Source organism: Streptomyces sp. NPDC048142 (genome assembly GCF_043202835.1).
Taxonomy (GTDB): Bacteria; Actinomycetota; Actinomycetes; order Streptomycetales; family Streptomycetaceae; genus Streptomyces.
The window spans coordinates 23,520-48,351 of record NZ_JBIDBC010000009.1; the positions used below are offsets into that span (position 1 = coordinate 23,520).

Sequence of the window (24,832 nt, forward strand, 5' to 3'; positions counted from 1 at the left end):
GTAACTCCTTAGAACGTTGAAACGCTCAGCGGGACAGGTCGGTGGAGATGCGGGACAGCTGGTCCAGGCGCTGTTCCAGCGTCGGGTGGGAGGAGAACAGCCGGCCCAGGCTCTCCTTCGAGGAGAACGCCGGCATGAAGTAGAAGGCGTTGTACGGCTCCGCCTTCCGCAGGTCCTCGGTCGGGATGCGGGCCATCTGCCCGCTGACCTTCGTCAGGGCGGAGGCGAGCGCGGAGGGCCGGCCGGTGAGCAGGGCGGCGGCGCGGTCGGCGGACAGCTCGCGGTAGCGGGAGAGCAGCCGGGTCAGCAGGAAGCTGATCGCGTACACGACGGCGCTGATCAGCGGGATCAGCAGGAGCAGGATGCCCGCCGGGTCGTTGCCCGGCCGGCTGCGGGCGAAGCCGCCCCACAGGGCGATACGGGTGATGATGCCCGCCAGTACACCGAGGAACGAGGCGATCGTCATGACGGCGACGTCCCGGTGCGCGACGTGCGACATCTCGTGGGCGAGGACGCCCTCCAGCTCCTGCGGCTCCAGTCGGCGCAGCAGACCCGTCGTCGCGCAGACCAGGGCCGTCTTCTCGCTGCGGCCGGTGGCGAACGCGTTCGGTACGTCGCTCTCGGCGATGGCCACCCTGGGCTTGGGCATGTCGGCCAGCGCGCAGATGCGGTCGATGGTGCCGTGCAGCTCGGGGGCCTGCTCGGGGGTGACCTCGCGGGCGCCCATGCCGTACGCGGCGATGCGGTCGCTGAACCAGAACTGGGCGATGAACAGACCGCCCGTGATGATCAGGATGATCGGCCAGGAGCCCCGCAGGGCCGCGAGGAGCACGCCGACGAAGACGACGTAGAGCAGGCCGATCAGGAACATGGTGGTGACCATGCGACCGGTCAGGCCCCGGTCGGGGGCGTAGCGCGAACGGGCTCGTGGCATCGGTGCCTCCCAACAGCTCACCTCTCACCTGACTCCCATAGTGCCCCTTTCCGGTGAGAACCGGATAAAAGTGCTGTCTGCACCGGTCAGGGCCAGAGCAGCTCACGCGTCCAGGAACCGGCCCCCGCGCCGGTCTCCGTGCCACCCCCTGCGCCGCTCTCCTCGCCGGTCTCCGCGCCGCCCTCCGGGCGCCGGTAGCGCAGCCGGATGTGGCGGCGGCGGGCGTCGCCCTGGAAGAACTCGACCTCGGCCGGCTCGACGACGTACCGGGTCCAGGTCGGGGCCTCCGTGTCCGGTTCCGCGCGGGCGCGCTCCCAGGCCGCGTCCGCCGCCCGGTGGAGGGCGGCCACCGACTCCACGACCTCGCTCTGTGTCCCGGTCAGGGCGGCGGCCAGGGCTCCGGTGGACCGGGCGTGCAGGTCGGCGTGACTCTCGGCGGGCGTGCAGTGGAGGACCGGGCCCCGGACCCGTACCTGCCGCCCCTGCGCGGGCCAGTAGAAGCCGAGCGCGGCGTACGGGCGGGCCGCGAGCTGGTGGCCCTTGGCGCTGGTGGCGTGGCTCGCGAAGTGGAAGCCGCGCTCGTCGGCGTCGTGGAGGAGCAGGGTGCGTACGTCGGGGAGGCCCTCGGCGTCGGCCGTGGCGAGCGCCATCGCGTGCGGTTCCGGCTGCCCCGCCGCGACGGCCTCGGCGAACCAGGTGTGGAAGAGGGGGACCGGGGCGGGCGGGGCCGACTCCGGGTCGAAGGACGGCAGCGCGGTGTCCCAGACGCGCTGGGCGTGCAGGAGGTCGCGGAAGTGGTGCGGGGAAGGGGAGTCGGCATCGTTCATGGGTCCATTCCATCCGGTCCCGGCCGCGAGGGGGCAGTGGGGTGGGCGGCGCCGCGCTTTACGCGCACCCGTCGACAACAACAGTTCACAAGCCGCCGTATGTTAACTATGGTTGTCGCATGACTGCATTGGGGATCACTCCGGAAGAACAGGTGGAGCTCGACAAGGCGCTCTACGACGCCCTCGACCCCCTCGCGTCGGCCATCCGCTCCCGGCAGTCGGGGCTGCCCGAGGGCCGTAAGTGGGAGGCGGAGCCCGTCGAGGTGGCGTTGTCCGTCCTGGCCGCGTGGAAGGTGGTGGACACGGAGGTCAAGCGGCTGACGGCGACTGCGGCAGGCACGGCCGGGAGCTACGGCGCGAGCTACGAACAGCTGGGGTCCGTATGGGGCATCACCCGGCAGGGCGCCCGGAAGAAGTGGCCCGAAGCCGTCAGCCGCCCGGCGGCCCCGGGGGCGTCGGCGAACCGGACCGTCGAACTGTGCGGCGGAACGGCCGAACTGACTCGGGAGCCCGAGTCCGGCGGCTGGCGGTGGACCGGCGTGGGTGCGGACAGGACACGGGGGGCGGCCGACGTGGATGTCCGGTACGCGACGCCGGAGGAAGCCGCTGCCCACGCGGGCGCCTTCCTGAAGGGGCACGCGCGGGTGGACGGCGCGGCGATGCGCCGTGAGGCGGACGACTTCTTCGGCACGGAGGATCGGGTCGGCGACGAGGGTCCGTGGGGGCGCGGGGGCGATTGAGCGGCGCCCGCTCGCGCCTGCTCACCCCCGCCCCAGCACCACCGTCCCCGACGAGCAGAACCAGCCGCCCGTCCCCGAGGCCACCGCCAGCTCCGGGAGGCGGCCCCCGGCCCGGTGGACCTGGCGGGCTCCGGCCTCGCCGCGCAGTTGCCGTACCGCCTCCACCAGCAGGAACAGCCCGCGCATCCCGGGGTGGCAGGCGGACAGGCCGCCGCCGTCCGTGTTCACCGGCAGCTCGCCGCGCAGCCCGGTGCGGCCCTTCTCGACGAACGCGCCGCCCTCGCCCTTCGCGCAGAAGCCCAGGTCCTCCAGCGTCACCAGCGTCATGTACGTGAACGCGTCATAGATCTCGGCCAGGTCGATGTCGGCGGGCCGTACCCCGGCCCGTTCGAAGGCCAGGCGGCCGGAGACGGCGGCGGGGGAGACCGTGAAGTCCTCCCACTCGGACATCGTGGAGTGCGACACGTGCTCCCCGGTCCCCAGGATCCACACCGGGTCCTTCGCCGTGTCGGGTACGTACTCCTCGGCGGCCAGCAGCACCGCACATCCCCCGTCGCTGCGGATGCAGCAGTGCAGCTTGGTGAACGGGTCCGCGATCACCGGGCCGGAGAGGACGTCGTCGACCGTGATCGGCTCCCGGAACATCGCCTCCGGGTTCGCCGCGGCGTTCGCCCGCGCCGTCACCGCCACCTCGGCGAGCTGCTCCGGCGTCGTGCCGTACTCGTGCATGTGGCGGCGGGCGGCCATCGCGTACTTGGCGATCAGCGAGTGCCCGTATGGCACCTCGAACTGCAGCGGTCCCCGCGCCCCGAACGACAGGTTCGACGTGCGGCGGCCCGCCTTGACGTCGGCTCGGGCCGTCGACCCGTAGACGAGGAGCACCGCCCGCGCGCGGCCCGCCGCGATGGCGTCCGCCGCGTGGGCCGCCATCACCTCCCAGGCGGCGCCGCCCACGGCCGTCGAGTCGACCCAGGTGGGCCGCAGCCCCAGGTACTCGGCGACCTCCACCGGGGCGAGCGTCCCGAGCCCCGCGGAGGCGAAACCGTCGACGACCGAGCGGTCGAGACCGGAGTCGGCGAGTGCGCGGCGGGCGGCCTGGGCGTGCAGGGCGTACGGAGTGGCGTCGTCGACGCGACCGCAGTCCGCGAGCGATACGCCGACGACGGCGACTTTGCGCGGACGACGGGAGGAGGTCGGGGCGGAGGAGGCCGGGGCGGACGAGGCCGGCGCGGAGGAGGCCGGGGGGGAAGCCGCCTTGGGAGAAACGGAGCCGGAGGAAACGGAGCCGGAGGAAGCGGAGTTGGAGGAAGCCGGGGTGAGGGGCATGAATCTGACGGTACATCAGCTACTGGTCACCGCAACCGGTCGTGCGTCACGACCCCCGCCCCCCTCGCGCGCGTGCGGAATCCACGGAACTCTGGGAATTCCCGCCCCTCACGCCTAATATGACGGCTCGTCAGATCAGGGGCGGCCGGCCCCTGGGTGGAAGGAGCCCGCAGATGGACGCCGCCTTCACCGCGGAACAGCACGAGATCCGCCGTACTCTGCGCGAACTGCTCGCCAGGTCCGCCGGACCCGACACGATCCCCGCCGCCGTGTCCACCGCCGAGGGCTACGACCCGGCCCTGTGGCGCAGGCTCGCCGGGGAGCTGGGGCTGCCGGGCCTCGCGCTCGCGGAGGAGTACGGCGGGGCCGGATGCACGGCCACCGAGCTGGCCCTCGCCTGCGAGGAGACCGGGCGCGCGCTGCTGCCCTCGCCGCTGCTCGCCACCGCCGCCCTCGCCGCACCCCTGATCGCCGCCCTCGGCACCCCGGACCAGCGGGCCGCCCTGCTGCCCCGGATCGCCGAGGGGACGCTGACCGCCGCCCTCGCCGTCCCCGGCGGCTCGCTCGCCACCGCTCTCGGCCTCACCGGCGACAACCGCGACGGGACTTGGGCGGGCGGCGGCCGGGCCGGCGGCATCCAGGCCCGCGGGCCGGGGGAGGGCGGCGGCCGGCGGCTGTACGGCGAGGCCGACCGGGTCCTGGACGGGCACAGCGCGGGGCTGCTCCTGGTCGCCGCCCACGCCGGGGGCTACCCGCGCAGCCGTACGCTCCTGTTCCTGGTGGACTCCGACGCGGCGGGGCCGGCGCGCACCCGGCTCACCTCGCTCGACGAGACCCGCCCGCTCGCCCGCGTCGAACTGCGCGACACCCCGGCCGAGCTCCTCGGCGCGGACGACACCGACGACATCGCCGGCGCGCTGGCCGCCGCCGGGCGCACGGCCGCCGCGATCCTCGCCGCCGAGGCGGTCGGGACGGCGGCGGGCGCCCTGGAGCGCACCGTGGCGTATGTGAAGGAGCGCGAACAGTTCGGCAGGGCCGTCGGCTCGTTCCAGGCCGTCAAGCACCGCCTCGCCGACCTGTACGTACGGGTCGAGGCGGCCCGCTCCGCCGCGTACCACGCCGCCCGGGAGCCGGACGCAGGACCGCTGGCGCTCGCCCAGGCGCTGGAGGCGGCCCGGATCACCACCGGTGAGGCCGTCCAGCTGCACGGCGGCATCGGCTTCACCTGGGAGCACGAAGCGCACCGCTACCTCAAGCGGGCGGCGGGCGACGAGCTGCTCTTCGGCCCGGTCCACCGGCTGCGCGACCACGCGGCGCGGCGGGCCGGACTCTTCGGGGCCGCCGAGGCTTCCCCGCCGGAAGGTGTTACGCCGTACGGGCCCGCCGCCGCTTCCTCGCCCAGCGGGTTCACCCGCCCGGCGGGCGTCACGTACGGCGCAGGCGATACGTACGGCGCAGGCGATACGTACAGGACAGGTGTCCGATGACCGATGCCCGTGGTGCGCGCCTGGTCCAGAAGGTCTCCTCGACCCGTGCCTTCGCGCGGATCGCCCCGCATGTGGTCCCCGCCCTGGACCGGGCCGTGCACCGGCTCACCCGGGGAAAGGTGCTGCTCAGCGCCAGAGTGCTGCCGGGGCTCGTCCTCACGGTGCCCGGGGCGCGCACGGGCCGGCCGAGGACCACACCGCTGGCGTGCATGCCGGAGGGGGAGGCGGAGAGCGGCTGGATCCTGGTCGGCAGCAACTTCGGCCGTACGGGGCATCCGGCCTGGACCGCGAACCTCCTGGCCCGCCCGGACGAGGCCGTCGTCAACTGGCGCGGCCGGGACATCCCGGTGCGCGCGATCCTGCTGGAGGGCGAGGAGCGGGCCCGGGTGTGGGAGGCCGCGCTCGCGTTCTGGCCGCCGTACGCGGCGTACCAGCGACGGGTGGAGCGTCAGATCCGGCTGTTCCGGCTGGAGCGGCGGTAGCCGCTCGCCGAGGGCCGATCTGAAGGTCTGGAGGGGCTGAAGGTCTGGAGGGACTGGAGGTCTGAAGGGACTGGAGGGTATGAACGTCTGAAGCCGTGTGGTCCCCCGGTCCTGCGGGAACGCCGACGGCGGACCACCCGCAGGGGTGCGTGGGGTGGTCCGCCGTCGGTGAGACAGGACGTGGGGCGTCCGGGCGAGCGGGTGCCCGCCCGGCGGCCGGGGCCGGTGGGCCTTCTGCGCCCGGCCTACTTCGTCGGCTTCTTGCCGGTGATGCCGAGGTGCACCAACAGGGCGAGGTTGGGCCGCAGTTCGGCCTGTTTGACCCCCCAGGTGGTGAAGCCCTTCTGGTGCGAGGCGACCGCGGCCAGCATCGCCACCAGGGAGCCCGCCATCGCCGCCGGGCTGACGTCCTTGTCGACCTTGCCCTTGCTCTGGAGCTCCTTCACGGAATCCGTGAGGGAGTTGGTGACCGAGTTCAGGATCTTCATGCGGATCTTGTAGAACCGCTTGTCCCCCTCGGCCGCGCCGAGGTCGATCACCCGGAGGATCGCGTCGTTGTGCCGCCAGAAGTCGAGGAATCCCTCGACGAGTTGCTCGGAGGTCGCCCAGCCGGCCTTGCCGACCCAGGAACGTCCGGCGACCAGTTCGGTCAGTCCGGCGCCCTCCTTGGCGACTTCCTCGGCGATTTCGAGGACGGCGCCCTCCACGTCGGGGAAGTACTGGTAGAAAGTCGCGGGTGAAGTCCCGGCCTTCCGGGCGACGTCGATGACTTTGACGTCCCGGTACGGCGAGGAGCTGAGCATCTCGCTGAGGCAGTCGAGCAGCTTCTGCCGCGTCGCCTGGCCGCGTCGGCCGGCCACGCGGCCGTCGACGGTGCGTACTTGTCCTGTCATGCCGTCAGCTTACCGAGGGGTGATGGGAGCGCGATTCGGCCGACTGCAAATGGGGAACGCCGCAGGACTCAAGGGGTGCGCGGGAGCAGGGAGCGGCGGTTTTCGGCCGCGGTGCGCGAGGGCCCCGGGGCCGGGAGTGCCGCCTGTCGTAAATGTTATCAACAGCCTGTGGACAACTTCGGTGGACAACTTTCGTCCACATGGTGGGCGCGCCCTTCATCAATCGGTCAAAGGTTCTCTTTAGGTGCACCCGGGGCGCGCGGGACCGGAGGCGACGTTACGTTGACTGTGACGGGCGTCACTGCTACGGAAGGACCCGGTCCCATGGCCGCATTCGCGCATTCCGCGCCGTGCTGGGCGGACGTGCAGCTCTCCGACCTCGAAGCGGGCAAGCGCTTCTACGGCGGGCTCTTCGGCTGGACCTTCCGGGCGGGCGACGGCATGCCCTTCGCCGACGCGCTCAGCGACGGCCGCCTGGTCGCCGCGCTCGCCGCCAAGAAGGACGGCCGGATGCCCACCGCGTGGGGCGTCTACTTCGCCACCGACGACATCCGGGCCACCGTCGCCGCGATCCGCGAGCACGGCGGCCAGATCATCACCGACCCGGTACGGGCGGGGCGCGCCGGGATCGTGGCGCAGGCGGCCGACCCCGGGGGCGCGGTCTTCGGGCTCTGGCAGCCGGAGGAGCGCGCGGGCTTCGAGAAGCAGAACGCCCCCGCCTCCTTCTGCTGGACCGAGGTCTACACCCGGCAGCCGGACCGGGTGGACCCCTTCTACGAGAAGGTCTTCGGCTTCCACGGCACCGACCTGGAGGAGGCGGGCCACGACGTCTCCAGCGACGCCGAAGCGCTGGTCGACTTCCGGATGTGGTCCCCGAAGGGCACCGAACCGGGCCCGGACACCGCCGTCGGCGGCCGCAGCGTCATCACGGACGCGTTCCCGGCCGAGATGCCGAGCTACTTCCTCGTCTACTTCGCGGTCGCCGACTGCGACGCCGCCGCAGAACTCGCCGTACAGCTCGGCGGCCGGGTCGCCCAGCTGCCCTTCGACATCCCGTCCGGCCGGATGGCCGTCCTGCACGACGACCAGGGGGCCGCCTTCGCCGTACTGCAGCCCAGCGAGCTGCTTCCCTAACCCGCCTTCCGTAACCCCGCCTTCCGTAACCCCGCCTTCCGTAACCCCGCCTTCCGCACCCTCCGTCGCCCTTCCCGTAACCCGGTGTGGGGGGATACCACCCGAAGCGGCATGAGACATCCCCATCCGCACCCGGGTTCGCAACCGACGCCCGGGCCAGGAAGAATCAGGCTGCGTACCGCCAGGTGGTGCCCAGTGGTGAGACCCTGCACGGGGTGCCCGGCGCAGGGCGGGATTCGACCGGGCGGAAATTCGCGGACTTCGTCGCCGAGGTCCGTTACGGGGAGGTGGCAGGCAAGTGGTGGAGCAGCTGACGCAGCACGACCCGAGACGGATCGGCCCGTTCGAGGTGCTGGGACGGCTCGGGGCCGGCGGCATGGGGCTGGTCTATCTCGCGCGCTCGGCGTCCGGCCGGCGGGTGGCGATCAAGACGGTGCGGACCGAGCTCGCCGAGGACCAGCTCTTCCGGGTCCGCTTCACGCGCGAGGTCGAGGCCGCCCGCGCGGTCAGCGGGTTCTACACCGCCGCCGTGGTCGACGCGGACCCGCGCGCCGCCGTGCCCTGGCTCGCTACCGCCTATGTGCCCGCGCCCTCGCTCGAAGAGATAGTGAACGAGTGCGGTCCCATGCCGACCCAGGCGGTGCGCTGGCTGGCCGCGGGCATCGCCGAGGCCCTCCAGTCCATCCACGGCGCGGGCCTCGTCCACCGCGACCTGAAGCCGTCCAACGTGCTCGTCGTCGAGGACGGCCCCCGGGTGATCGACTTCGGCATCGCGTCCGGCGTCTCCAACACCCGGCTGACCATGACGAACGTCGCCGTCGGCACACCCGCGTACATGTCGCCCGAGCAGGCCCGGGACTCCCGCAGCGTCACCGGGGCCAGCGACGTCTTCTCGCTGGGCTCCACGCTCGTCTTCGCCGCCACCGGACACGCCCCCTTCCACGGGGCCAACCCGGTCGAGACGGTGTTCATGCTGCTGCGCGAGGGCCCGGACACCGAAGGTCTCCCCGACGACCTGCGGCCGCTGATCGAGTCGTGCATGCAGATGGACGCCACCCGGCGGCCCAGCCCCGCCGACCTCCAGGCGCAGCTCTCCCCGCACCTCTTCGCCTCCGGCGGCGACGACAGCGGTACGGCCTCGGCCTGGCTGCCGCCCCGGGCCACCGCGATGATCGAGCGGCGCCGGGGCGGCGGGCGCACCGCCCCGCCCGCCCCGGCGGCGCCCCCGCCGCCCCCGCGGCAGCCCCCCAGGGTTCCGGAGCGGGACACCGCCTGGCGCAGCGGGGCCGATCTGCGCTCGACCTCCCCGCTGGCCTCGCCCTCGCCGATGTCCGGCGCGTCCGGCCCGGCCCCTTCGGCGGGCCCCTCCGCCGCTCCCGACAGCGGGCCCGTCCAGCTGCCCGGCGCCAAGGTGCCGATCGGCCCCGGCCCGCGTGCGGGGGAGGGGCGCGGGGCGGCCGCCGCGCACCCGGCCGCCGCGACCGGCTGGGTCCGCCCGCCCGCCGGAGTGAACGGTTCGCCGGCGGCCACGGCCCCCACCGCCCCCGTCCCGCCCCCGGTTCCGGCCCCCGCCCCGGACGGCTCGGCCCCGGCCCCCGACCGCTGGCGGCCCTGGCGTTTTCGCATGTCCAACGACGTGTGGGGGACGCCCGTCGTCTCCGGCGACCTGCTGTACGTGACGTCCTTCGAGGTCCATGCGCTGGACGTGGGCAACGGGCGACGCCAGTTCAAGACCCGGGACGTGGCGTGGGCGATGGCCGTCGAGGGCGGCAGGATCCACGCGTCGGACGGCCCCTCGCTGTACGCGCTGGACGCCACCACCGGCACCGAGCAGTGGCGGCTCCAGACGGACGCCTGGGTGTACGCCCTCAAGGCCGACCGGGGCACGGTCCTGACCGCGACCCGGGGCGGCGGCGTCCAGGGCTGGGAGGCGTCCAACGGCGAGAAGCTGTGGGAAGTCACCGGCGCGCAGAGCGACTTCGAGACGGCGGAGGCCGGCCCGGTCATCCACGACGGCACGGTGTACGTCTGGCAGGACGCCCGGCTGCGCGCGCTGGACGCCCGTACGGGCATCGAGCGCTGGTCGTACCCCATCGGCGACGCGGCCTCCTGCGGCGGCGTCCCGGTCCGGGTCACCCCGGCCTCCGACGGCTACGTCTACATCGCGGCGGGCACCCGGGTGCTGGCGGTGGAGACCGGCTCCGGCCGGGTGCGCTGGCACTTCGAGTCGCCCGCGGTCTTCCTCTCCCCGCCCGCGTTCGCGCCGGGCCCGGCGGTGACCGGCGGCGGGGTGTACCTCGCGGACTACCTCGGCACGGTGTACGCGCTGGACGCGACGACCGGCAAGGACCGCTGGCGGATCGCCACGGAGGCCCGCTCCTCCATCGAACCGGTGCTGGTCGCGGTGGGCAACGTGCATGTCGGCAGCGGCAGCGCGCTGTACACCCTGGACGCGGTCACCGGCACCCCGAAGTGGCGCTTCGCGGCGGGCGGCGACGTGGTGGGCGCTCCCGTGGTGGCGGACGGCCGGGTCCACTTCGGCTCGGCCGACCATGTCCTCTACACGCTGGACGCGGCGGGGGGCCAGCTGCGCTGGAAACTCGCCACGGGCGGCGAGATCACCGGCTCGCCGGTGGCGCAGGCGGGCGTGGTGTACGCCTGCAGCAAGGACCGGTGCGTCTACGCGCTGGACGCGCTGAAGGGCACGGGGACGGGGAACCGGGCGAGGGCCTGAGCCCCTTGGGCGGCCCGTCCGGCGCTTGAGGGCGGACCCCCGACGGGGTGACCGTCACCTCTGCGGAGGCGGAGGCGAAGGCGGAGGCGGAGGCGGAGGCGGAGGCGGAGGCGGCGGAGGGTGCGGCGGATGTACCGGGTCCCGGGGGTCGTCCTCCGGGTGCGGCGCCTGCGGGTAGGACCGCGTACGGGGGTCCCGGGGATCGGGCCCCGTGTACGGGTCCACCTCCGGCTCCGGCCACGGCGACGTCTGCACGGACATCCCCGGCTCCTGCGTCGGCGGCCAGGTGTCCACCTGATCCGCCGCCGGTGCGGCATACGGCTCCACCCGCTCCCGCCGGCCACGCCGGCCCCGTCCGCTCATCAGCAACGCCCCGATCAGCATCAGCAGCCCGCCCGCCAGCGCGTTCGCCACCCCCATCCGCAGCCCTGTTCCGTCCCCGCCCACCGTCAGCGAGCCCGCCGCCTGCCCCTGGCGGACCATCCACAGGATCGTGAAGCCCAGCACCACCAGACCCGCGAGGGCGACCACGAACCGCGAGCGGAGCAGCACGCCCACGACCACCAGCAGCGCCGCGGCCAGGAACGGCAGCAGGATCGAGACCAGCACCCCCGACTCCGTGACGGTGATCCCCTCGAAGAGGTCCCGCACCCGGTAGTCACGCCCGACCCGCCCGCCGTACCACTCGCGGAACGGGCTCAGCACGGCGGAGGCCGCCCCGGCCAGGGCGACGAGGGAGCCGAGGATGTTGCGGATCATCGTCGGCCTCCAGGGCGTCGTCCGGCGCGTACGCGGGCATCCCCCGCAGCCGACGCTACGCCGGGACGATCACCCCCGCCACGCAGACCATGACGGGACCGTGACAGGGTCATGACGTGTATAGGGGGTCGCACACGGCATGCTCGGGGTGACAGCGCACGCCATCGGCGCGACGTAGCGGCAAGGAAACTCAAGGGGGGCTGCATCCATGATGCGGCGACAGACGAAGCTCGCGGCGGTCCTGGTCGTGGTGGTGCTCGCGCTCACCGGATTCTCCACCTCCACCAGCGGCGGCAAGGGCGGCAAGAGCAAGAGCGGCAGGACCGGCAAGAGCAGCAGCAGCTCGGGCGGCGGCTGCTCCAGCCCGAAGAAGAGCAACAACGGCCACCGCGACCGCGACTACGACGACTACCCGTCCTCCGGGTCGTCCGGGTCGTCCGGATCCTCCTACGGAACTGCGACGCCCACCGCGTCCGACGCCCCCGCCGTCCGGGTGGTCCGCTGCGCCCAGCCGCGCAAGGGCAAGCGCAAGGCGGTCACCTCGTCGCTGGTCGAGCTGCGGGCGAACGAGCCGGGCTCGCAGGTGTACGAGATCGAGGTGCGGTTCGTCGACGGCCTGGGCAACACCGTGGACACCGCCGAGACCACCACGACCCTCGACGGCGGCGAGGTCCGCACCCTCACCGTGCGGATGGAGAGCCCCGGCAAGGTGTCCCGGGTCAAGCGCTGCGAAGTGACCGCCGAGGCGCTCTGAGCCGGCCCGCGCGGGGCGGGGGCGTTCCGCGGCCGCTCACCGCACCCGGGACGTCCGGCGGGTGCTCACGGCGCCGGGGCGTTCCGCAGGCGCTCGCACCGGGGCGTTCCGCAGGTGCTCACCGCACCCGGGGCTTCCCGCCCCTGCCCCTGCCCCTGTCCCCGCCCCCGTGCCCGCCCCCGCCCCGCGCCTCGAACAGCTCCGCCTGCCGTTCCGGGGCCAGGTTGCCCAGGGCGATCAGCGCCGGGGCCTGGGCCATCGCCTGGGTCCTGGCCGCCTCCTTCGCCGACCACACCGCCCGGACCGTGCCCTGCACCGCCTCCGTCGGGTATCCCGCGATCACCACCGCCGACCGCAGCGCCGCCGCCACCGCACCGCCCGGCTCCGTCACCTCGCTGACCAGCCCGACCGCGTACGCCCGCTCGGCGCTCACCCGCTCCGCCGTGCCCATCAGGGACATCCGGGCGACCTCGCCGAACGGCATCCGCTGGGCCATCGCGATGGCCTCGTACGCCGAGACCATCCCGTACGTCGTATGCGGGTCGAAGAACGTCGCCTCCCGGGACGCGACGACGAACTCCGCCTCGCCCAGCAGGTAGAACGCCCCGCCGCAGGCCATCCCCTCCACGGCCGCGACCACCGGCTTCCACAGGTCGTTCGCCTTGGGCCCGATCCGCAGGAGGGGATCGTCGACGGCGTACGGGGACGGGGGCTGCGGGACGGTGACGCCCCGGTCGATCCCCGTACAGAAGGCACGCGTACCGGCCCCGGTGAGGACCACGGCCCGCACCGACTCGTCGTACCGCAACCCCCGCCACAGCGCGGCGAGTTCCTCGGCCGTCTCCAGGTCGATCGCGTTGAGCTTCGCCGGCCGGTCCAGAGTGACGAGCGCGACCCCGGTCCGCTCGTCCCGCTCGGTGCGCAGGGCCATCGCTCACCGCTCCAGGAGCCAGCGCACGAGCGTGAAACCGTCGGGCCCCACGGGGCAGAACGCGGCCCGCACCGGAGCCCCGATCCGCAGCCGCTCCGGGTCCACCGAATTCAGCGGCGCGTCGGGGGAGGCGACGACGTTCCCGGCCAGCCGGATCTGCGGGGCGTCCGCCAGTTCCACCAACACCGCGTTGTACGGGGCCTGTTCGGCGTAGGCGGGGAGCAGTGGCGGGTGCGGGATCACGTACGACCAGAGGCGGCCGCGCCCGCTCGTCTCCCGCCACTCGCTCCCGAACGACCCGCAGTGCGGGCAGCAGGGCCGGGGCGGGAAGCGCGGTTCGCCGCAGCCGGGGGAGGCGCAGGCCTGGACGCGCAGTTCGCCGCGTGCGGCGTACTCCCAGAAGGGCGCGCCGTCCTCGTCGACGACGGGAAGCAACAGGGAATCGCCCATGCCCATCTCCTCATCTCCTCAACTCTTCGTTTCTGCGTCTCTTCGCCTCTTCGTCTGCTCAACTTCTCAGCAGTACGGCCGACGTCGGCACACCCTCACCGGCGGTGACCAGGCAGGTGGCGGCGTCGGGAACCTGGGCGGTGGAGGTGCCGCGCAGTTGCTTCACGCCCTCGGTGATGAGGTTGAAGCCGTGGACGTACGCCTCGCTCAGCCCGCCCCCGCCGGTGTTGATGGGCAGCCGTCCGCCGCTCTCCAGTGCCCCGCCCTCGGTGAACGCGCCGCCCTCGCCCCGCCCGCAGAAGCCGTACCCCTCCAGGGAGAGCGGGACGAGCGGGGTGAACGCGTCGTAGATCTGGGCCACATCGACATCGTCAGGGCCGAAGTCGGCCTGTTTCCACAGGTGTCGGGCAGCCGTCCAGGCGGGTCCGGTGAGCGGGTCGTCGTTCCAGTAGTTGACCATCCCGTGGTGCTGGGCGGGCAGCCCCTGGGCGGCGGAGTGGAGGTAGACGGGCTTCTGCCGGCAGTCGCGGGCGCGTTCGGCGGAGACGATGACGCACGCCAGCGCCCCGTCGGTCTCCAGGCAGTTGTCGAAGAGACAGAGGGGTTCGCTGATCCAGCGGGAGTTCATGTACATCTCGCGGGTCAGCGGGCGGTCGTACATGATCGCGGCCGGGTTCTGGTTGGCCCGGTTGCGGCAGGCGAGCGCCACGTTGAAGAGATGGTCCCGGGTGGCCCCGTACTCGTGCAGGTAGCGCCGGGCCAGCATGCCGATCTCGTCGGCGGGCCGCAGCAGCCCGTAGGGCCGGGTCCACTGGGCGGGGGTGGGGAGTTGGGCGGCGGTGTTCTTCCACGGCCGGGGCCCGGAGCCGCGTTTGCGCGAGCGCCAGGCGACGCCGACGCTCGCCTGCCCGGTGGCGACGGCGGCGGCGAGGTGGGCGAGGGTGGCGCAGGAACCGCCGCCGCCGTAACCGACCTTGCTGAAGTGGGTGACGTCCCCGGCGCCGATCGCCTTGGCGATCTCCACCTCGTCGGTCTCCTCCATGGTGTACGAGGCGAAGGCGTCGACTTCCGACGGCGCGATGCCCGCGTCGTCGAGGGCCGCCAGGATCGCCCGGCAGGCGAGGGTCTTCTCCGGTTCGGGGAGCCGTTTCGCGAACGCCGTCTGCCCGATCCCGGCAATCGCCGTCGCGTCCTTGAGCGTTGCCATCCGCTGACCTCCCGCACCGTCGCTCCTGCTGACAGCGGCAGAGGCTACCGCTAATCTGACGGATAGTCAGCTAGTGCGGCGGCAGGAGGGCGCGTGATGCGAGGCGACGAGGAATGGGGCAGCATCCCGGAGCTGGTGCGGACGGCGGCGCGGCGCTACGGCTCCGCGGAGGCGGTGGCGGACGGCCGGACCCGGCTCACGTACGCCGAACTCGGCGACCGGGTGGAGCGTGCGGCGGCCGCGTGCATCGCTTCCGGAGTGGAGCCGGGGGACCGGGTCGCGATCTGGGCCCCGAACACCGTGGGCTGGATCGTCTCCGCGCTCGGGGCGGTGACGGCCGGCGCGGTGCTGGTGCCGCTGAACACCCGCTTCAAGGGCACGGAGGCGGCGTACATCCTGCGGCGCGGCCGGGCCAGGCTGCTGTTCGTCACCGGTACGTTCCTGGGCACCTCGTACGTGGCGTCGCTGCGGCGGGCGGAGGTGAAGCTGCCGGACCTGGAGCAGGTGGTGGTGCTGGCGGACACGGCCCCCGAGGACTACACGAGCTGGCCGGACTTCCTGGCGGCGGGGGAGGGCGTCCCGTCCGCCGCCGTACGGGAACGGGCGGCGGCCGTCGCCCCCTCGGACCCCTCCGACATCATCTACACCTCCGGCACCACGGGCCGCCCGAAGGGTGCGGTGATCACCCATGCGCAGACGCTGCGCGCGTACGCGATCTGGAGCGACCTGGCGGGCCTGCGCGAGGGCGACCGCTACCTCATCGTCAACCCGTTCTTCCACACCTTCGGCTACAAGGCGGGGATCATCGCCTGTCTGATGCGGGGGGCCACGATGGTGCCGCAGCCGGTGTTCGACGTGGACACGGTGCTGGCGAACATCGCGGCGGAACGGATCTCGGTCCTGCCCGGCCCGCCCACGCTCCACCAGTCCCTCCTGGACCACCCGGCCCGCGACGCCCACGACCTCTCGGCCCTCCGCCTGGTGGTGACAGGTGCGGCGGTCGTGCCCCTCCAGCTGGTGGAGCGCCTGCGCAACGAACTCCGCATCGCGACGGTCCTCACGGCGTACGGCCTCTCCGAGGCGAGCGGCATCGTCACCATGTGCCGCCGGGGCGACGCACCGGAGGTCGTGGCCACCACGTCCGGCCGGGCGATCCCGGGCACCGAGATCCGCGTCCTGGCGGAACCGGGCGCTCCGGGCGAGGTCCAGGTCCGCGGCTTCCACGTGATGAGCGGCTACTTCGAGGACCCGGACACGACGGCCGCCACGATGACCGAGGACGGCTGGCTCCGCACCGGCGACGTGGGCGTCCTGGACGCGGCGGGCAACCTGCGGATCACGGACCGGATCAAGGACATGTTCATCGTGGGCGGCTTCAACGCCTACCCGGCCGAGATAGAGCAGCTCCTCGGCCTGCACCCGGACGTGGCCGACGTCGCGGTCATCGGCATCCCGGACCCGAGACTCGGCGAGGTCGGCAAGGCCTACGCGGTCCGCCGCCGGGGCGCGACGCTCACCGCGGACGACCTGATCGCCTGGTCCCGCCGCGAGATGGCGAACTTCAAGGTGCCGAGGGCGGTGGAGTTCGTCCCGGAACTCCCGCGCAACGCGAGCGGCAAGGTGGTGAAGGGGGAGCTGCGGGGGCGGTAGGCCTGGAGTGGGGAACATCTGTTCGGTTTCGCTGGATGGGTGAGCGGGGGAGGGTGTCGGGGTGCTCCCGGCGGTATGGTCGACAGTATGGCAACCAAGAAGTACACGGTCACCCTGCCGGAGGAGCTGGCGGAGGAGATCCGCAGCGAGGTGGGCCCCGGCGCGTTCAGCGCGTATGTCACGCGGGCCATAGAGCGGCAGCGTGAGCATGACCGGCTGGGGGAGCTGGTGGAGCGCCTGGAGAGCGAATACGGCCCCGTCACCGATGCCGACCTGACGGCGGCCGAGGCCGAGCGCCGCGAGATCGAGCAGTGGTTCGCCGACCAGGAAGCGGATGCCCCCGCCCGCCGGGACGCGGCGGCCGCCTGATGCCGGACATCACTTACGTTCTGGACTGCGAGGCCGTTTCGCGGGCAGCCCTCGGCAACCCGGAGCTGAAGAGCCGACTCAAGGACGCCCACCGGGCAGGCATCCGTGTGGTGACCAGCTCGATGACCTTGGTCGAGGCGTACCACAGCAAGATCCGGCGGCCGGTGTGGGACTGGGCGATGTCCGGGATCGTCGTCGAACCCGTCACCAAGGACATCGCCGACGAGGCGATCCGCCTGCTGCGCGAGGCCGGACTGCACGGCCACAAGTACGCCATCGACGCCGCGCTCGCCGCCGTCGCGCATCGGCAGACCGGCCGGACGGCGCTGTTCACGTCCGACCTGGACGACATGGGGAAGCTGTGCCGGCCGAGGGTGCAGCTGCGGGGTCTGTAGGCGCCGGTCCCGGACATGCGGGAGGGGCCCGAGCGTTTCCCCCGTCCCGGGCCCCTCGCACCTTTCCCCGTACCGCGACCGCGGCGGCTCCCCCTCGGTGCCACCGCGGCCGCTCCCCCGTATCCCCGTCGGGATGGTCTAGTTGGCGGGCTCGCCCGTGGCGTGCATGTCGTCGGTCGTCGCCTCGCCGCCGGTGGCGTGCATGTCCTTCGGCTTGAGCGGGCTGCCCGTCGCGTGCATGTCCTGGGTGGTGATCGCCTCGCCGCCGGTGGCGTGCATGTCCTGCGGCTTGATGACCGGGTTGTTCTTCGTCGCGTCAGCCATGATGTCGTTCTCCCGTTGGCAGTGCTCGTGTCAAGTGGTGGGCCCGCCCGGCTGTTCCCCCGTGGACGGCCGGGCGGGCTTCTCAGGGCCGCTCACCTTAGTGCCACGGCCTCGTCGCCAGCCCGTCTGCCCCCCGACGCGACGGATTGACAGACATGAGAGTGGCCGGTCGCGATAAACGAATGATGAACACCCCGCTTGGACGGCTACTGCGGGGAGTCCGAGCCAACCGCTGAGAGCAGTGCGCGGACTTGGTCCGCCTCACGTGAACCGAGCGTGTCGTAGATGGCGAACGCCTCACGCCAGCAGACCTCCGCCCGCTCGGACTGCCCGATTTCGCTGAGGGACCGACCGAGGACGGTGAGGATGTTCCCTCGCCGCCATTCCCCGCCGACGCCCCGCAGCGCAGTGAGGGCCTGCTCCGCTTTCACCGCCGCGTCCGTCGCGTTGCCCGAGGCCAGGTCGACCTCGGAGAGGCGGAACAGAGTCATTCCTTCCCACAGGCGTTGGCGGCTGGCGCGGAAGACTTCCAGCGCCTCCAGGAGTCGCTCCGAGGCCTCGGAGAACCGTCCGCTCTGGGTGAGGGCCATGCCCAGTGCATAGCGGCCGTTGGCGCTCCGGAGGGCGTGGCCCATGCTGTCGTAGACGGCTGTGCCCTCCTCGGCCAACGCCACCGCGCTGGTGATGCGTCCGGTCGCCAGGTGTATGCGCGAAAGGTTGCACAGGGCGCTCGCCTCGCCCGGCCTGTCCTGAATGCCGCGGAAGTTGTTTATGGCCTGGTTGAAGTACCGTTCGCCGTCGTCGTGACGGCTCTGGTAAAGCGCCATGATTCCGAGGGCGTTGGGCGCCCAGCAGCTCGGCATCGGGTCGTGCTCGGGTTCAACCAGGAGTATGACGCTCTCAGCCTCCTGCTCGGCCTGGTCGAACCTGCCCGAGGTGTGGTGCACATCGGCCAGGGTGACCAGGGCGCGGGCTTCCGACCGCTGATCGCCGCTGGTCCGCGCGGCGTTGCGAACAGTGATGGCGGCGGTCTCGTACTGCTTCGCGTTGGCACCCGATTCGCCCAGGTCCAGGGCCGCCCACAGGAGGTCGACACCTCGACGCAGGGTGGTGGGTCCCGAGGACTGCTGGACGCAGGAGAGCAGCGGGCCGGCCTCCGTGTACAGCCAGTCCAGAGCCGCGTGCCGGTCGCCGAAGGTGAGGCCCGCGTGGTCCGTCGGCTCCAGGTGGTCCACCAACCGGTCCCCCGGCCGCTCCAGCGCGTACACCCCCGCCGCCGTGGCCAGATAGAAGTCCAGCAGCCGCGACAGCGCCAGCTCCCGTTCCGCCGGCGACTGTTCGTCCCGCTCCGCGCACGCACGCGCGTAGAGGCGCACCAGGTCGTGGTACCGGTAGCGGCCCGGGGCGGCGGACTCCACCAGGCTCGTGTCGACCAGGGCCTCCAGGAGGTCCTCCGCCGCGTGCGGGTCCAGGTCCAGCAGGGCGGCGGCCGCGGCCAGCGAGATGTCCGGGCCGTCCGCGAGGCCCAGCAGGCGGAAGGCGCGGGCCTGGGCCGGTTCCAGCTGGCCGTAGCCGAGTTCGAACGTGGCCTTCACCGCGAGGTCGCCCGCCTGGAGCTCGTCCAGCCGGCGGCGCTCGTCCGCGAGCTTGGCGGCGAGGACCGACACCGTCCAGGTGCGGCGGGCGGCCAGCCGGGAAGCGGCGATACGGATCGCCAGGGGCAGGAAACCGCACGCGGCCACCACGTCGAGGGCCGCCTCGCGCTCCGCGCCGACCCGCTCCGCCCCGACGATCCGGGTGAAGAGCTGCAGCGCCTCCTCCGGCGACATCACGTCCAGGTCCACCAGATGCGCCCCGGCCAGGTCCACCATCCGCACCCGGCTCGTCACCAGCGCCGCACACCCCGGCGTACCGGGCAGCAGCGGGCGGATCTGGGCCGCGTCATGGGCGTTGTCCAGGAGGATCAGGATGCGGCGGCCGTCCAGCGTCGAGCGGTACAGCGCGGCCCGCTCGTCCAGCGTGTCCGGGATCGCCGAGTCCGCCGTGCCGAGCGCCCGCAGGAACGACCCGAGCACCGTCTCGGGCTCCGCCGCCCGCGCCCCCGCGCCCTGGAGGTCGACGTAGAGCTGCCCGTCCGGGAAGTGCCGGCGCGCCTGGTGGGCCACGTGCACGGCCAGCGTCGTCTTGCCGACGCCACCGATCCCGGCCACCGCGGAGACGGCCATCACCGTGCCCTCGGCGGCGGCGAGCCGGCTTCCCAGCTCGGTCACGAAAGCGGACCGGCCGGTGAAGTCGGGCACCGTCGCCGGAAGCTGCGCGGGGAGCAGCGGGGCGGGCGCGGGGGCCGGTTCGTCCGCCGGGCGGGCCAGCTCCTCGTCGGCGCGCAGGATCCGCTGCTGGAGCTGGGCCAGTTCGGGGCGGGGGTCGACGCCCAGCTCCTCCGCGAGGAGCCGGCGGGTGTCCGCGTACACCGCGAGGGCCTCGGCCTGCCGGCCGCTGCGGTACAGCGCCACCATCAGCAGCTCGCGCAGCCGCTCGCGCAGCGGGTGCGCGGCGGTGAGCGCGGTCAGCTCGGAGACCGCCTCCGCGTGGCAGCCGACCTCCAGGTCCAGGTCGAGCCGGTTCTCGGTGAGCTGGAGCCGCCACTCCTCCAGCCTGGTGCGCTGGTTGTCCGCGTACGGCCCGGGGACGGAGGCCAGCGCCTCGCCGTCCCACAGGCCCAGCACCTTGTTGATCAGGGTGCGCGCCTGGCAGCGGTCCCCGGCCGCGCGGGCCTTTTCGGCCTCGGCCGCCAGGTCCTGCGCCAGCGTCAGATCGAGCGCGGCCCGGTCCGTCCGTATCGCGTACCCGCCGGACTCGCTCACCAGTGTGTCCTGGCCCAGGATCTTGCGCAGCCGGGAGGCGTACGTCCGGATCGTGGCCAGCGCCTGCGAGGGCGGGTCCTCCCCCCAGAACGCGTCGATCAGCTCGCCCGCGGTGGCCGTCCGGCCCTCGCGCAGCAGCAGCGCGGCGAGCAGGGCACGCTGCTGGGGCGAGCCGGAGGAGAGCAGCTCCGGACCCCGCCAGGCCCGTACGGGGCCGAGCACGGTGAACCTGAGAGCGTCCGCCGTGCCCGGTTTCTCCGGAGCACGCTGCTCCGGTACGCGCACGCGTGGCCCGCTGTCACGGTCCATTGATGCCCCCTGTCCTGCTCGCCTGCCGGTCCCGCTCGTCTGCGGATCCTGCCGGTGGTGCCCGCGCCCGATGGTCCGCCCGTGCGTCGATGTGCGGTAGGCGTCCGGATGGCGCGGTACCGCTGGTATCGCGCTCAACAGTCTGCCTTGTCCCGGGCGGACTCGTCAGCAATGGGTGACCCTCTGCACAAGCCCTCGACAACGATTCGGGAACCGTGCCCCGGGGTCAATGCGCGCACGATAGCTGACGGTTCGTCAGATCGGCGCTACCGTGGGACGCATGGAGACCTTCCCGAAGATCATCTCGGTGGACGACCACACGGTGGAGCCCGCTCATGTCTGGCGGGACCGGCTCCCGTCCAGGTACGCGGACTCCGGGCCGCGCGTCGTCCGCGCGCCGCTGAAGGAAATGACCTTCATGGGCGGCAGGTTCGCGCCCGTGATGGGCGCGAAGGGCGACGAAGGGCCGGTCGGCGACTGGTGGGTGTACGAGGATCTGCACCGCCCCCTCACCCGCCTCGACACCGCCGTCGGCTACGCCAGGGACGAGATCAAGCTGGAGATCATCACCTACGAGCAGATGCGGCCGGGCTCCTTCTCGGTCCCGGACCGGCTCGCCGACATGGACGTCAACCACGTCCAGTCCGCCCTCTGCTTCCCGACCTTCCCGCGCTTCTGCGGGCAGACGTTCACCGAAGCGAAGGACCGCGAGCTGGGGCTGCTCGGGGTGCGCGCCTACAACGACTGGATGGTGGAGGAGTGGTGCGGCCCCGAGGCGCACGGCCGCCTCATCCCGCTCACCCTCGTCCCGCTGTGGGACGCGGAGCTGGCCGCCGCCGAGGTCCGGCGCAACGCCGCGCGGGGCGTGCGCGCGGTCGCGTTCTCCGAGATACCTCCGCGCCTCGGGCTTCCGTCCATACACACGGACGACTGGGATCCGTTCCTCGCGGCCTGCGACGAGACGGGCACCGTGATCGCCATGCACATCGGCTCCTCCTCGAAGATGCCGTCCACCTCCGCCGACGCCCCGCCCGCCGTCGGCTCCACCATCACCTTCGCCAACTGCTGCTTCTCGATGGTCGACTGGCTGATGAGCGGCAAGCTGGAACGCTTCCCGAACCTGAAGATCATGTACGCGGAGGGGCAGATCGGCTGGATCCCGTACATCCTGGAACGCGCCGACGTGGTCTGGGAGGAGAACCGGGCCTGGGGCGGCGTCGCGGAGAAGGTCCACCGGCCGCCGTCCGAGCTGTTCGCCGAGCATGTGTACGGCTGCTTCTTCGACGACGCCTTCGGGCTGAAGAACCTCGACGCGATCGGCGTCGGCAACGTCCTGTACGAGACGGACTACCCGCACTCCGACTCCACCTGGCCCCGCTCCCGCGAGGTCGGCGAGGAGCAGATGGGCCACCTGGCCCCGGACGTCGTCGACCGGATCGTCCGGGGCAACGCGATCGACCTGCTGGGGCTCACGCGGGACGGGCTCTGGGCGGGCGCGCAGGGCGCGTAGGGGCTGTCCCGTCATCCCTGGCGGGCGTACGGGGGAGGGGCGGGGCCCCCTCGCGGCCGCCGCCCTTCCGTGTTGTCACCGGATCGGGCCTTCGTCACCGGGTCAGGCCTTCGCCACGGGTCAGGCCTTCACCACCGGATCAGGCCTTCGCCACCGGTTCCTGGAGTTCCGTCACCCACTGGCTCCGGTCCGCCGGGCACTCCAGGCTGACCTCACGGGTGTAGCCGGTGGAGCGGTAGCCGTTGGCGTCAATCCAGCGGGCCAGCGTGTGGGCCGTCGGCAGTACGTCGTCCATCGCGCCCCGGTGCACGATCGTCGCCGCCTCGAACGGCGGCAGCTCCACCACCCGCACCTCCGTGTCCCCGACCGCGCCCACCGGGGCCGACACCGTCACCCCGGCGTGCACGACGATCGCGCCGTCGCTCCCGGGGCCGTCCTCGTACCGCGCGATCCCGGGACCGGTGGGCCGGACGCCGGCGCCCTCCAGGAGCGGGAAGAGCTTCTCGTACAGCGGGCCGATCACCGGCCCGATGTCCTGCGGCTGGTAGCTCGCGGCCGTCCCGGTCAGCTCGGCCACCCGGACGGCCGGAACGGCTCTGATCACAACGTCGTCGGCAGGCATGTGCCCCTCGCTCTCGATCGACCGGAGCCTCGCCTCGACCCGGGCCAGCCGCGCCGCAGCGGCCGCCACCGCCTCCGCCAGCTCGGCCCGGCGCAGCCGCAGCATCCCGCGCAGCTCCTCCGGGCCCACCTGCTCGTCCAGGACGGCCCCCACCTGCTGGAGCGTGAAGCCGAGGTCCTTGAGGGCGATGATCCGGTTGAGCCGGGCGAGCTGGGCCGCGCCGTAGAAGCGGTAGCCGGTGGCGGGGTCGGTACGGTCCGGGCGCAGCAGCCCGATGGCGTCGTAGTGGCGCAGCATCCGGGGCGACACCCGTCCGTACCTGGCGAAGTCTCCGATGGTGAACATGATGGCTCCCACTGCATGCCTTCACACGGTGTCAAGGTCAAGCGCCGCCGGGGCGTCTCGCCTGTGCCGCCGTGGCCGGACAGATCCGGTCGTACACAGGCAGGAGCCCCGCTCCTCCGCCGAAGCGGGGGAGCGGGGCTCCTTGGGTACTGCTTGTACGGCCGCGATCGACCGACCCGGGCAACTAGGCCGGGGTGACGTTCTCAGCCTGCGGACCCTTGGGTCCCTGAGTGACGTCGAAGTTCACGACCTGGTTCTCCTCGAGGGAGCGGAACCCGGACGCGTTGATCGCGGAGTAGTGAACGAAGACATCCGGGCCGCCGCCGTCCTGGGCGATGAAGCCGAAGCCCTTTTCAGCGTTGAACCACTTGACGGTTCCGGTAGCCATAAGCCCTCCTTGGGCCAAAGGGTTGCCCTGCTCCAGAACCTGCAAACAAGTCTGAAAACTACAAAAGCCTGCGGGTTACATGCTCCGCAGGCTCTGTACTGCAAGGGAAACCAAACTGCAACTTGCGGGCGAGCCTAGCATGCAGTCTCCGGCGAGCGGTAGAGGGAAAGATCACTTCACCCGAATGTTTGACTGCCCTCGTAGGCGTTCGGCGGGAGGTCCCCGGAAGGGGGCGCGGGCCGGAGTGCGGAAGGGGCGCGAGCCGGGGGCGCGCGGGCCCCGGTGGTGCTCGCCGCCGGATGCGGGTCTAGCCTCGCGATGTGGACAATTCAACCGTCTCCCCCCGTGAAGGCGACGACGACCGTCGCAGCCGGCCCCGCGTCGGCCACATCCAGTTCCTGAACTGTCTCCCGCTGTACTGGGGCCTGGCACGCACGGGGACCCTGCTCGACCTGGAGCTCTCCAAGGACACCCCGGAGCGGCTCAGCGAGCAGCTGATCAGGGGGGACCTGGACATCGGCCCGGTCACCCTGGTGGAGTACCTGCGCAACGCCGACGACCTGGTGGCCTTCCCCGACATCGCGGTCGGCTGCGACGGGCCCGTCATGTCCTGCGTGATCGTCTCCCAGCTCCCGCTGGAGCAGCTCGACCGGGCCCGGGTGGCGCTCGGCTCGACCTCCCGCACCTCGGTGCGGCTGGCGCAGCTGCTGCTGGCCGAGCGCTACGGGGTCCGGCCCGACTACTACACCTGCCCGCCCGACCTGGGCCTGATGATGCAGGAGGCGGACGCCGCCGTGCTGATCGGCGACGCCGCGCTGCGCGCCAACCTGCACGACGCCCCCCGGCTCGGACTCCAGGTCCACGACCTGGGCCAGATGTGGAAGGAGTGGACGGGGCTGCCGTTCGTCTTCGCCGTCTGGGCGGCCCGCAAGGACTTCCTCGCCGCCCACCCCGAACAGGCGGCCCAGGTCCACGAGGCGTTCCTGGCCTCCCGGGACCTCTCCCTGGAGGAGGTCACCAAGGTCGCGGAGCAGGCGGCCCGCTGGGAGGCCTTCGACGCGGAGGTGCTGGAGCAGTACTTCACGACGCTCGACTTCCGCTTCGGCCCGGACCAGCTGGCGGGCGTCCGCGAGTTCGCCCGCCGGACGGGCCGGGACACCGGTTACCCGGCCGACGTCCAGGTGGAGCTGCTCGGCGGCTGAGCCGGGGAATGGGGGGAATTCCCTTTCCGCTCCCGGACGGAGCCCCTGGACAGGGCTCCTGGATAGAGCCCCCCGGGATGGAGCCTCTGGATAGGGCACCGGATAGAGCCCCTGGACGGAACTCCCGGATAGCTCCCGGATAGAGCCCCCGGATATAGGCCCCCGGATAGGGAATGAGAGCGACGGAACAACACAT

General features: G+C 72.5%; 23 protein-coding genes. 11 read left to right on the top strand and 12 right to left on the bottom strand.

The window, feature by feature from the left end; genetic code table 11:
• Positions 1–25 precede the first annotated feature (25 nt).
• Together htpX and ACGF2Y_RS14065 are read right to left on the bottom strand one after the other, a co-directional pair.
• Positions 26–934, bottom strand: a complete 909-nt coding sequence (gene htpX, locus ACGF2Y_RS14060) for a zinc metalloprotease HtpX (RefSeq protein WP_392946280.1) — start codon at positions 932–934, stop codon at positions 26–28.
• Between the two features lie 86 nt (positions 935–1,020).
• Positions 1,021–1,761 carry a pyridoxal 5'-phosphate synthase gene (locus ACGF2Y_RS14065; RefSeq protein ID WP_392946283.1) on the bottom strand — a complete coding sequence of 247 codons (741 nt, stop codon included), beginning with the start codon at positions 1,759–1,761 and terminating at the stop codon, positions 1,021–1,023.
• A gap of 119 nt (positions 1,762–1,880) precedes the next feature.
• On the opposite strand from ACGF2Y_RS14065, the gene ACGF2Y_RS14070 reads away from it, so the two are divergent.
• Entirely contained in the window at positions 1,881–2,501 is a 621-nt protein-coding gene (locus ACGF2Y_RS14070) for a hypothetical protein (protein ID WP_392946286.1), read from the top strand.
• A 21-nt stretch (positions 2,502–2,522) separates the two neighbouring features.
• Here the strand turns inward: ACGF2Y_RS14070 and ACGF2Y_RS14075 are convergent, their stop codons facing one another.
• The gene (locus ACGF2Y_RS14075; protein ID WP_392946289.1) at positions 2,523–3,827 is read right to left on the bottom strand and encodes an acetyl-CoA acetyltransferase; all 1,305 of its coding nucleotides are present in this window, start codon (positions 3,825–3,827) and stop codon (positions 2,523–2,525) included.
• A gap of 173 nt (positions 3,828–4,000) precedes the next feature.
• Between ACGF2Y_RS14075 and ACGF2Y_RS14080 the strand changes: the two genes are divergently transcribed.
• A complete protein-coding gene (locus ACGF2Y_RS14080) occupies positions 4,001–5,314 on the top strand; it encodes an acyl-CoA dehydrogenase family protein (RefSeq protein WP_392946292.1) in 1,314 nt (437 codons plus the stop codon).
• Positions 5,311–5,796 carry a nitroreductase/quinone reductase family protein gene (locus ACGF2Y_RS14085; RefSeq protein WP_392946295.1) on the top strand — a complete coding sequence of 162 codons (486 nt, stop codon included), beginning with the start codon at positions 5,311–5,313 and terminating at the stop codon, positions 5,794–5,796. The genes ACGF2Y_RS14080 and ACGF2Y_RS14085 overlap by 4 nt, the downstream gene beginning before the upstream one ends.
• A 245-nt stretch (positions 5,797–6,041) precedes the next feature.
• Here ACGF2Y_RS14085 and ACGF2Y_RS14090 read toward each other — a convergent pair whose 3' ends face one another.
• Positions 6,042–6,689, bottom strand: a complete 648-nt coding sequence (locus ACGF2Y_RS14090; RefSeq protein ID WP_030579228.1) for a TetR family transcriptional regulator — start codon at positions 6,687–6,689, stop codon at positions 6,042–6,044.
• Positions 6,690–7,013: 324 nt separating this feature from the next.
• Between ACGF2Y_RS14090 and ACGF2Y_RS14095 the strand changes: the two genes are divergently transcribed.
• The gene (locus tag ACGF2Y_RS14095) at positions 7,014–7,823 is read left to right on the top strand and encodes a VOC family protein (protein WP_392946297.1); all 810 of its coding nucleotides are present in this window, start codon (positions 7,014–7,016) and stop codon (positions 7,821–7,823) included.
• A 298-nt stretch (positions 7,824–8,121) separates the two neighbouring features.
• A complete protein-coding gene (locus ACGF2Y_RS14100) occupies positions 8,122–10,557 on the top strand; it encodes a PQQ-binding-like beta-propeller repeat protein (RefSeq protein ID WP_392946300.1) in 2,436 nt (811 codons plus the stop codon).
• A gap of 54 nt (positions 10,558–10,611) precedes the next feature.
• Here ACGF2Y_RS14100 and ACGF2Y_RS14105 read toward each other — a convergent pair whose 3' ends face one another.
• On the bottom strand, positions 10,612–11,316 hold the full coding sequence (locus ACGF2Y_RS14105; RefSeq protein ID WP_392946303.1) for a hypothetical protein: 705 nt from the start codon (positions 11,314–11,316) through the stop codon (positions 10,612–10,614).
• Positions 11,317–11,524: 208 nt separating this feature from the next.
• On the opposite strand from ACGF2Y_RS14105, the gene ACGF2Y_RS14110 reads away from it, so the two are divergent.
• Positions 11,525–12,070 carry a hypothetical protein gene (locus tag ACGF2Y_RS14110; RefSeq protein ID WP_392946306.1) on the top strand — a complete coding sequence of 182 codons (546 nt, stop codon included), beginning with the start codon at positions 11,525–11,527 and terminating at the stop codon, positions 12,068–12,070.
• A gap of 118 nt (positions 12,071–12,188) precedes the next feature.
• Here ACGF2Y_RS14110 and ACGF2Y_RS14115 read toward each other — a convergent pair whose 3' ends face one another.
• Genes ACGF2Y_RS14115 through ACGF2Y_RS14125 form a run of 3 tightly spaced genes read right to left on the bottom strand, consistent with a single transcriptional unit; the run spans position 12,189 to position 14,658 of the window.
• On the bottom strand, positions 12,189–13,001 hold the full coding sequence (locus tag ACGF2Y_RS14115) for an enoyl-CoA hydratase/isomerase family protein (RefSeq protein WP_392946309.1): 813 nt from the start codon (positions 12,999–13,001) through the stop codon (positions 12,189–12,191).
• 3 nt (positions 13,002–13,004) lie between these two features.
• Complete coding sequence (locus tag ACGF2Y_RS14120) at positions 13,005–13,457, bottom strand: Zn-ribbon domain-containing OB-fold protein (protein WP_392946311.1); 453 nt, start codon at positions 13,455–13,457, stop codon at positions 13,005–13,007.
• 52 nt (positions 13,458–13,509) lie between these two features.
• Positions 13,510–14,658, bottom strand: a complete 1,149-nt coding sequence (locus ACGF2Y_RS14125; protein WP_392946314.1) for a lipid-transfer protein — start codon at positions 14,656–14,658, stop codon at positions 13,510–13,512.
• A 96-nt stretch (positions 14,659–14,754) separates the two neighbouring features.
• Here ACGF2Y_RS14125 and ACGF2Y_RS14130 point away from each other — a divergent pair, with 96 nt between their 5' ends.
• From ACGF2Y_RS14130 to ACGF2Y_RS14140, 3 genes are all read left to right on the top strand, one after another.
• Positions 14,755–16,308 carry a FadD3 family acyl-CoA ligase gene (locus ACGF2Y_RS14130; RefSeq protein WP_392946316.1) on the top strand — a complete coding sequence of 518 codons (1,554 nt, stop codon included), beginning with the start codon at positions 14,755–14,757 and terminating at the stop codon, positions 16,306–16,308.
• Between the two features lie 87 nt (positions 16,309–16,395).
• Entirely contained in the window at positions 16,396–16,677 is a 282-nt protein-coding gene (locus tag ACGF2Y_RS14135) for a hypothetical protein (RefSeq protein WP_392946319.1), read from the top strand.
• Complete coding sequence (locus ACGF2Y_RS14140; protein ID WP_392946322.1) at positions 16,677–17,072, top strand: PIN domain-containing protein; 396 nt, start codon at positions 16,677–16,679, stop codon at positions 17,070–17,072. Before ACGF2Y_RS14135 ends, ACGF2Y_RS14140 begins: the two co-directional genes overlap by 1 nt.
• A gap of 138 nt (positions 17,073–17,210) precedes the next feature.
• Here the strand turns inward: ACGF2Y_RS14140 and ACGF2Y_RS14145 are convergent, their stop codons facing one another.
• Both ACGF2Y_RS14145 and ACGF2Y_RS14150 read right to left on the bottom strand, forming a co-directional pair.
• Positions 17,211–17,396: a hypothetical protein gene (locus ACGF2Y_RS14145; RefSeq protein ID WP_392946325.1), complete on the bottom strand. Its 186-nt coding sequence runs from the start codon at positions 17,394–17,396 to the stop codon at positions 17,211–17,213.
• A gap of 206 nt (positions 17,397–17,602) precedes the next feature.
• A complete protein-coding gene (locus tag ACGF2Y_RS14150; RefSeq protein WP_392946328.1) occupies positions 17,603–20,569 on the bottom strand; it encodes a BTAD domain-containing putative transcriptional regulator in 2,967 nt (988 codons plus the stop codon).
• A gap of 280 nt (positions 20,570–20,849) precedes the next feature.
• Between ACGF2Y_RS14150 and ACGF2Y_RS14155 the strand changes: the two genes are divergently transcribed.
• Positions 20,850–22,079 (top strand): amidohydrolase family protein, encoded by a 1,230-nt coding sequence (locus ACGF2Y_RS14155; protein ID WP_392946331.1) that lies wholly within the window; start codon positions 20,850–20,852, stop codon positions 22,077–22,079.
• Between the two features lie 139 nt (positions 22,080–22,218).
• Here the strand turns inward: ACGF2Y_RS14155 and ACGF2Y_RS14160 are convergent, their stop codons facing one another.
• A complete protein-coding gene (locus ACGF2Y_RS14160; RefSeq protein WP_392946334.1) occupies positions 22,219–23,046 on the bottom strand; it encodes a MerR family transcriptional regulator in 828 nt (275 codons plus the stop codon).
• A 184-nt stretch (positions 23,047–23,230) separates the two neighbouring features.
• Entirely contained in the window at positions 23,231–23,434 is a 204-nt protein-coding gene (locus ACGF2Y_RS14165) for a cold-shock protein (RefSeq protein WP_003967102.1), read from the bottom strand.
• 320 nt (positions 23,435–23,754) lie between these two features.
• Here ACGF2Y_RS14165 and ACGF2Y_RS14170 point away from each other — a divergent pair, with 320 nt between their 5' ends.
• Positions 23,755–24,636 (top strand): menaquinone biosynthetic enzyme MqnA/MqnD family protein, encoded by an 882-nt coding sequence (locus ACGF2Y_RS14170; RefSeq protein WP_392946337.1) that lies wholly within the window; start codon positions 23,755–23,757, stop codon positions 24,634–24,636.
• Positions 24,637–24,832 lie beyond the last annotated feature (196 nt).

Bases quoted from the DNA above. Each gene is read 5' to 3' on its own strand.
- ACGF2Y_RS14135 (WP_392946319.1), top strand. From the start codon at position 16,396: ATGGCAACCAAGAAGTACACGGTCACCCTGCCGGAGGAGCTGGCGGAG.
- ACGF2Y_RS14145 (WP_392946325.1), bottom strand. From the start codon at position 17,396: ATGGCTGACGCGACGAAGAACAACCCGGTCATCAAGCCGCAGGACATG.
- ACGF2Y_RS14085 (WP_392946295.1), top strand. From the start codon at position 5,311: ATGACCGATGCCCGTGGTGCGCGCCTGGTCCAGAAGGTCTCCTCGACC.
- ACGF2Y_RS14115 (WP_392946309.1), bottom strand. From the start codon at position 13,001: ATGGCCCTGCGCACCGAGCGGGACGAGCGGACCGGGGTCGCGCTCGTC.
- ACGF2Y_RS14130 (WP_392946316.1), top strand. From the start codon at position 14,755: ATGCGAGGCGACGAGGAATGGGGCAGCATCCCGGAGCTGGTGCGGACG.
- ACGF2Y_RS14125 (WP_392946314.1), bottom strand. From the start codon at position 14,658: ATGGCAACGCTCAAGGACGCGACGGCGATTGCCGGGATCGGGCAGACG.
- ACGF2Y_RS14160 (WP_392946334.1), bottom strand. From the start codon at position 23,046: ATGTTCACCATCGGAGACTTCGCCAGGTACGGACGGGTGTCGCCCCGG.
- ACGF2Y_RS14155 (WP_392946331.1), top strand. From the start codon at position 20,850: ATGGAGACCTTCCCGAAGATCATCTCGGTGGACGACCACACGGTGGAG.
- ACGF2Y_RS14080 (WP_392946292.1), top strand. From the start codon at position 4,001: ATGGACGCCGCCTTCACCGCGGAACAGCACGAGATCCGCCGTACTCTG.
- ACGF2Y_RS14070 (WP_392946286.1), top strand. From the start codon at position 1,881: ATGACTGCATTGGGGATCACTCCGGAAGAACAGGTGGAGCTCGACAAG.
- ACGF2Y_RS14075 (WP_392946289.1), bottom strand. From the start codon at position 3,827: ATGCCCCTCACCCCGGCTTCCTCCAACTCCGCTTCCTCCGGCTCCGTT.
- ACGF2Y_RS14120 (WP_392946311.1), bottom strand. From the start codon at position 13,457: ATGGGCATGGGCGATTCCCTGTTGCTTCCCGTCGTCGACGAGGACGGC.
- ACGF2Y_RS14150 (WP_392946328.1), bottom strand. From the start codon at position 20,569: ATGGACCGTGACAGCGGGCCACGCGTGCGCGTACCGGAGCAGCGTGCT.
- ACGF2Y_RS14140 (WP_392946322.1), top strand. From the start codon at position 16,677: ATGCCGGACATCACTTACGTTCTGGACTGCGAGGCCGTTTCGCGGGCA.
- htpX (WP_392946280.1), bottom strand. From the start codon at position 934: ATGCCACGAGCCCGTTCGCGCTACGCCCCCGACCGGGGCCTGACCGGT.
- ACGF2Y_RS14105 (WP_392946303.1), bottom strand. From the start codon at position 11,316: ATGATCCGCAACATCCTCGGCTCCCTCGTCGCCCTGGCCGGGGCGGCC.
- ACGF2Y_RS14065 (WP_392946283.1), bottom strand. From the start codon at position 1,761: ATGAACGATGCCGACTCCCCTTCCCCGCACCACTTCCGCGACCTCCTG.
- ACGF2Y_RS14090 (WP_030579228.1), bottom strand. From the start codon at position 6,689: ATGACAGGACAAGTACGCACCGTCGACGGCCGCGTGGCCGGCCGACGC.
- ACGF2Y_RS14110 (WP_392946306.1), top strand. From the start codon at position 11,525: ATGATGCGGCGACAGACGAAGCTCGCGGCGGTCCTGGTCGTGGTGGTG.
- ACGF2Y_RS14095 (WP_392946297.1), top strand. From the start codon at position 7,014: ATGGCCGCATTCGCGCATTCCGCGCCGTGCTGGGCGGACGTGCAGCTC.
- ACGF2Y_RS14165 (WP_003967102.1), bottom strand. From the start codon at position 23,434: ATGGCTACCGGAACCGTCAAGTGGTTCAACGCTGAAAAGGGCTTCGGC.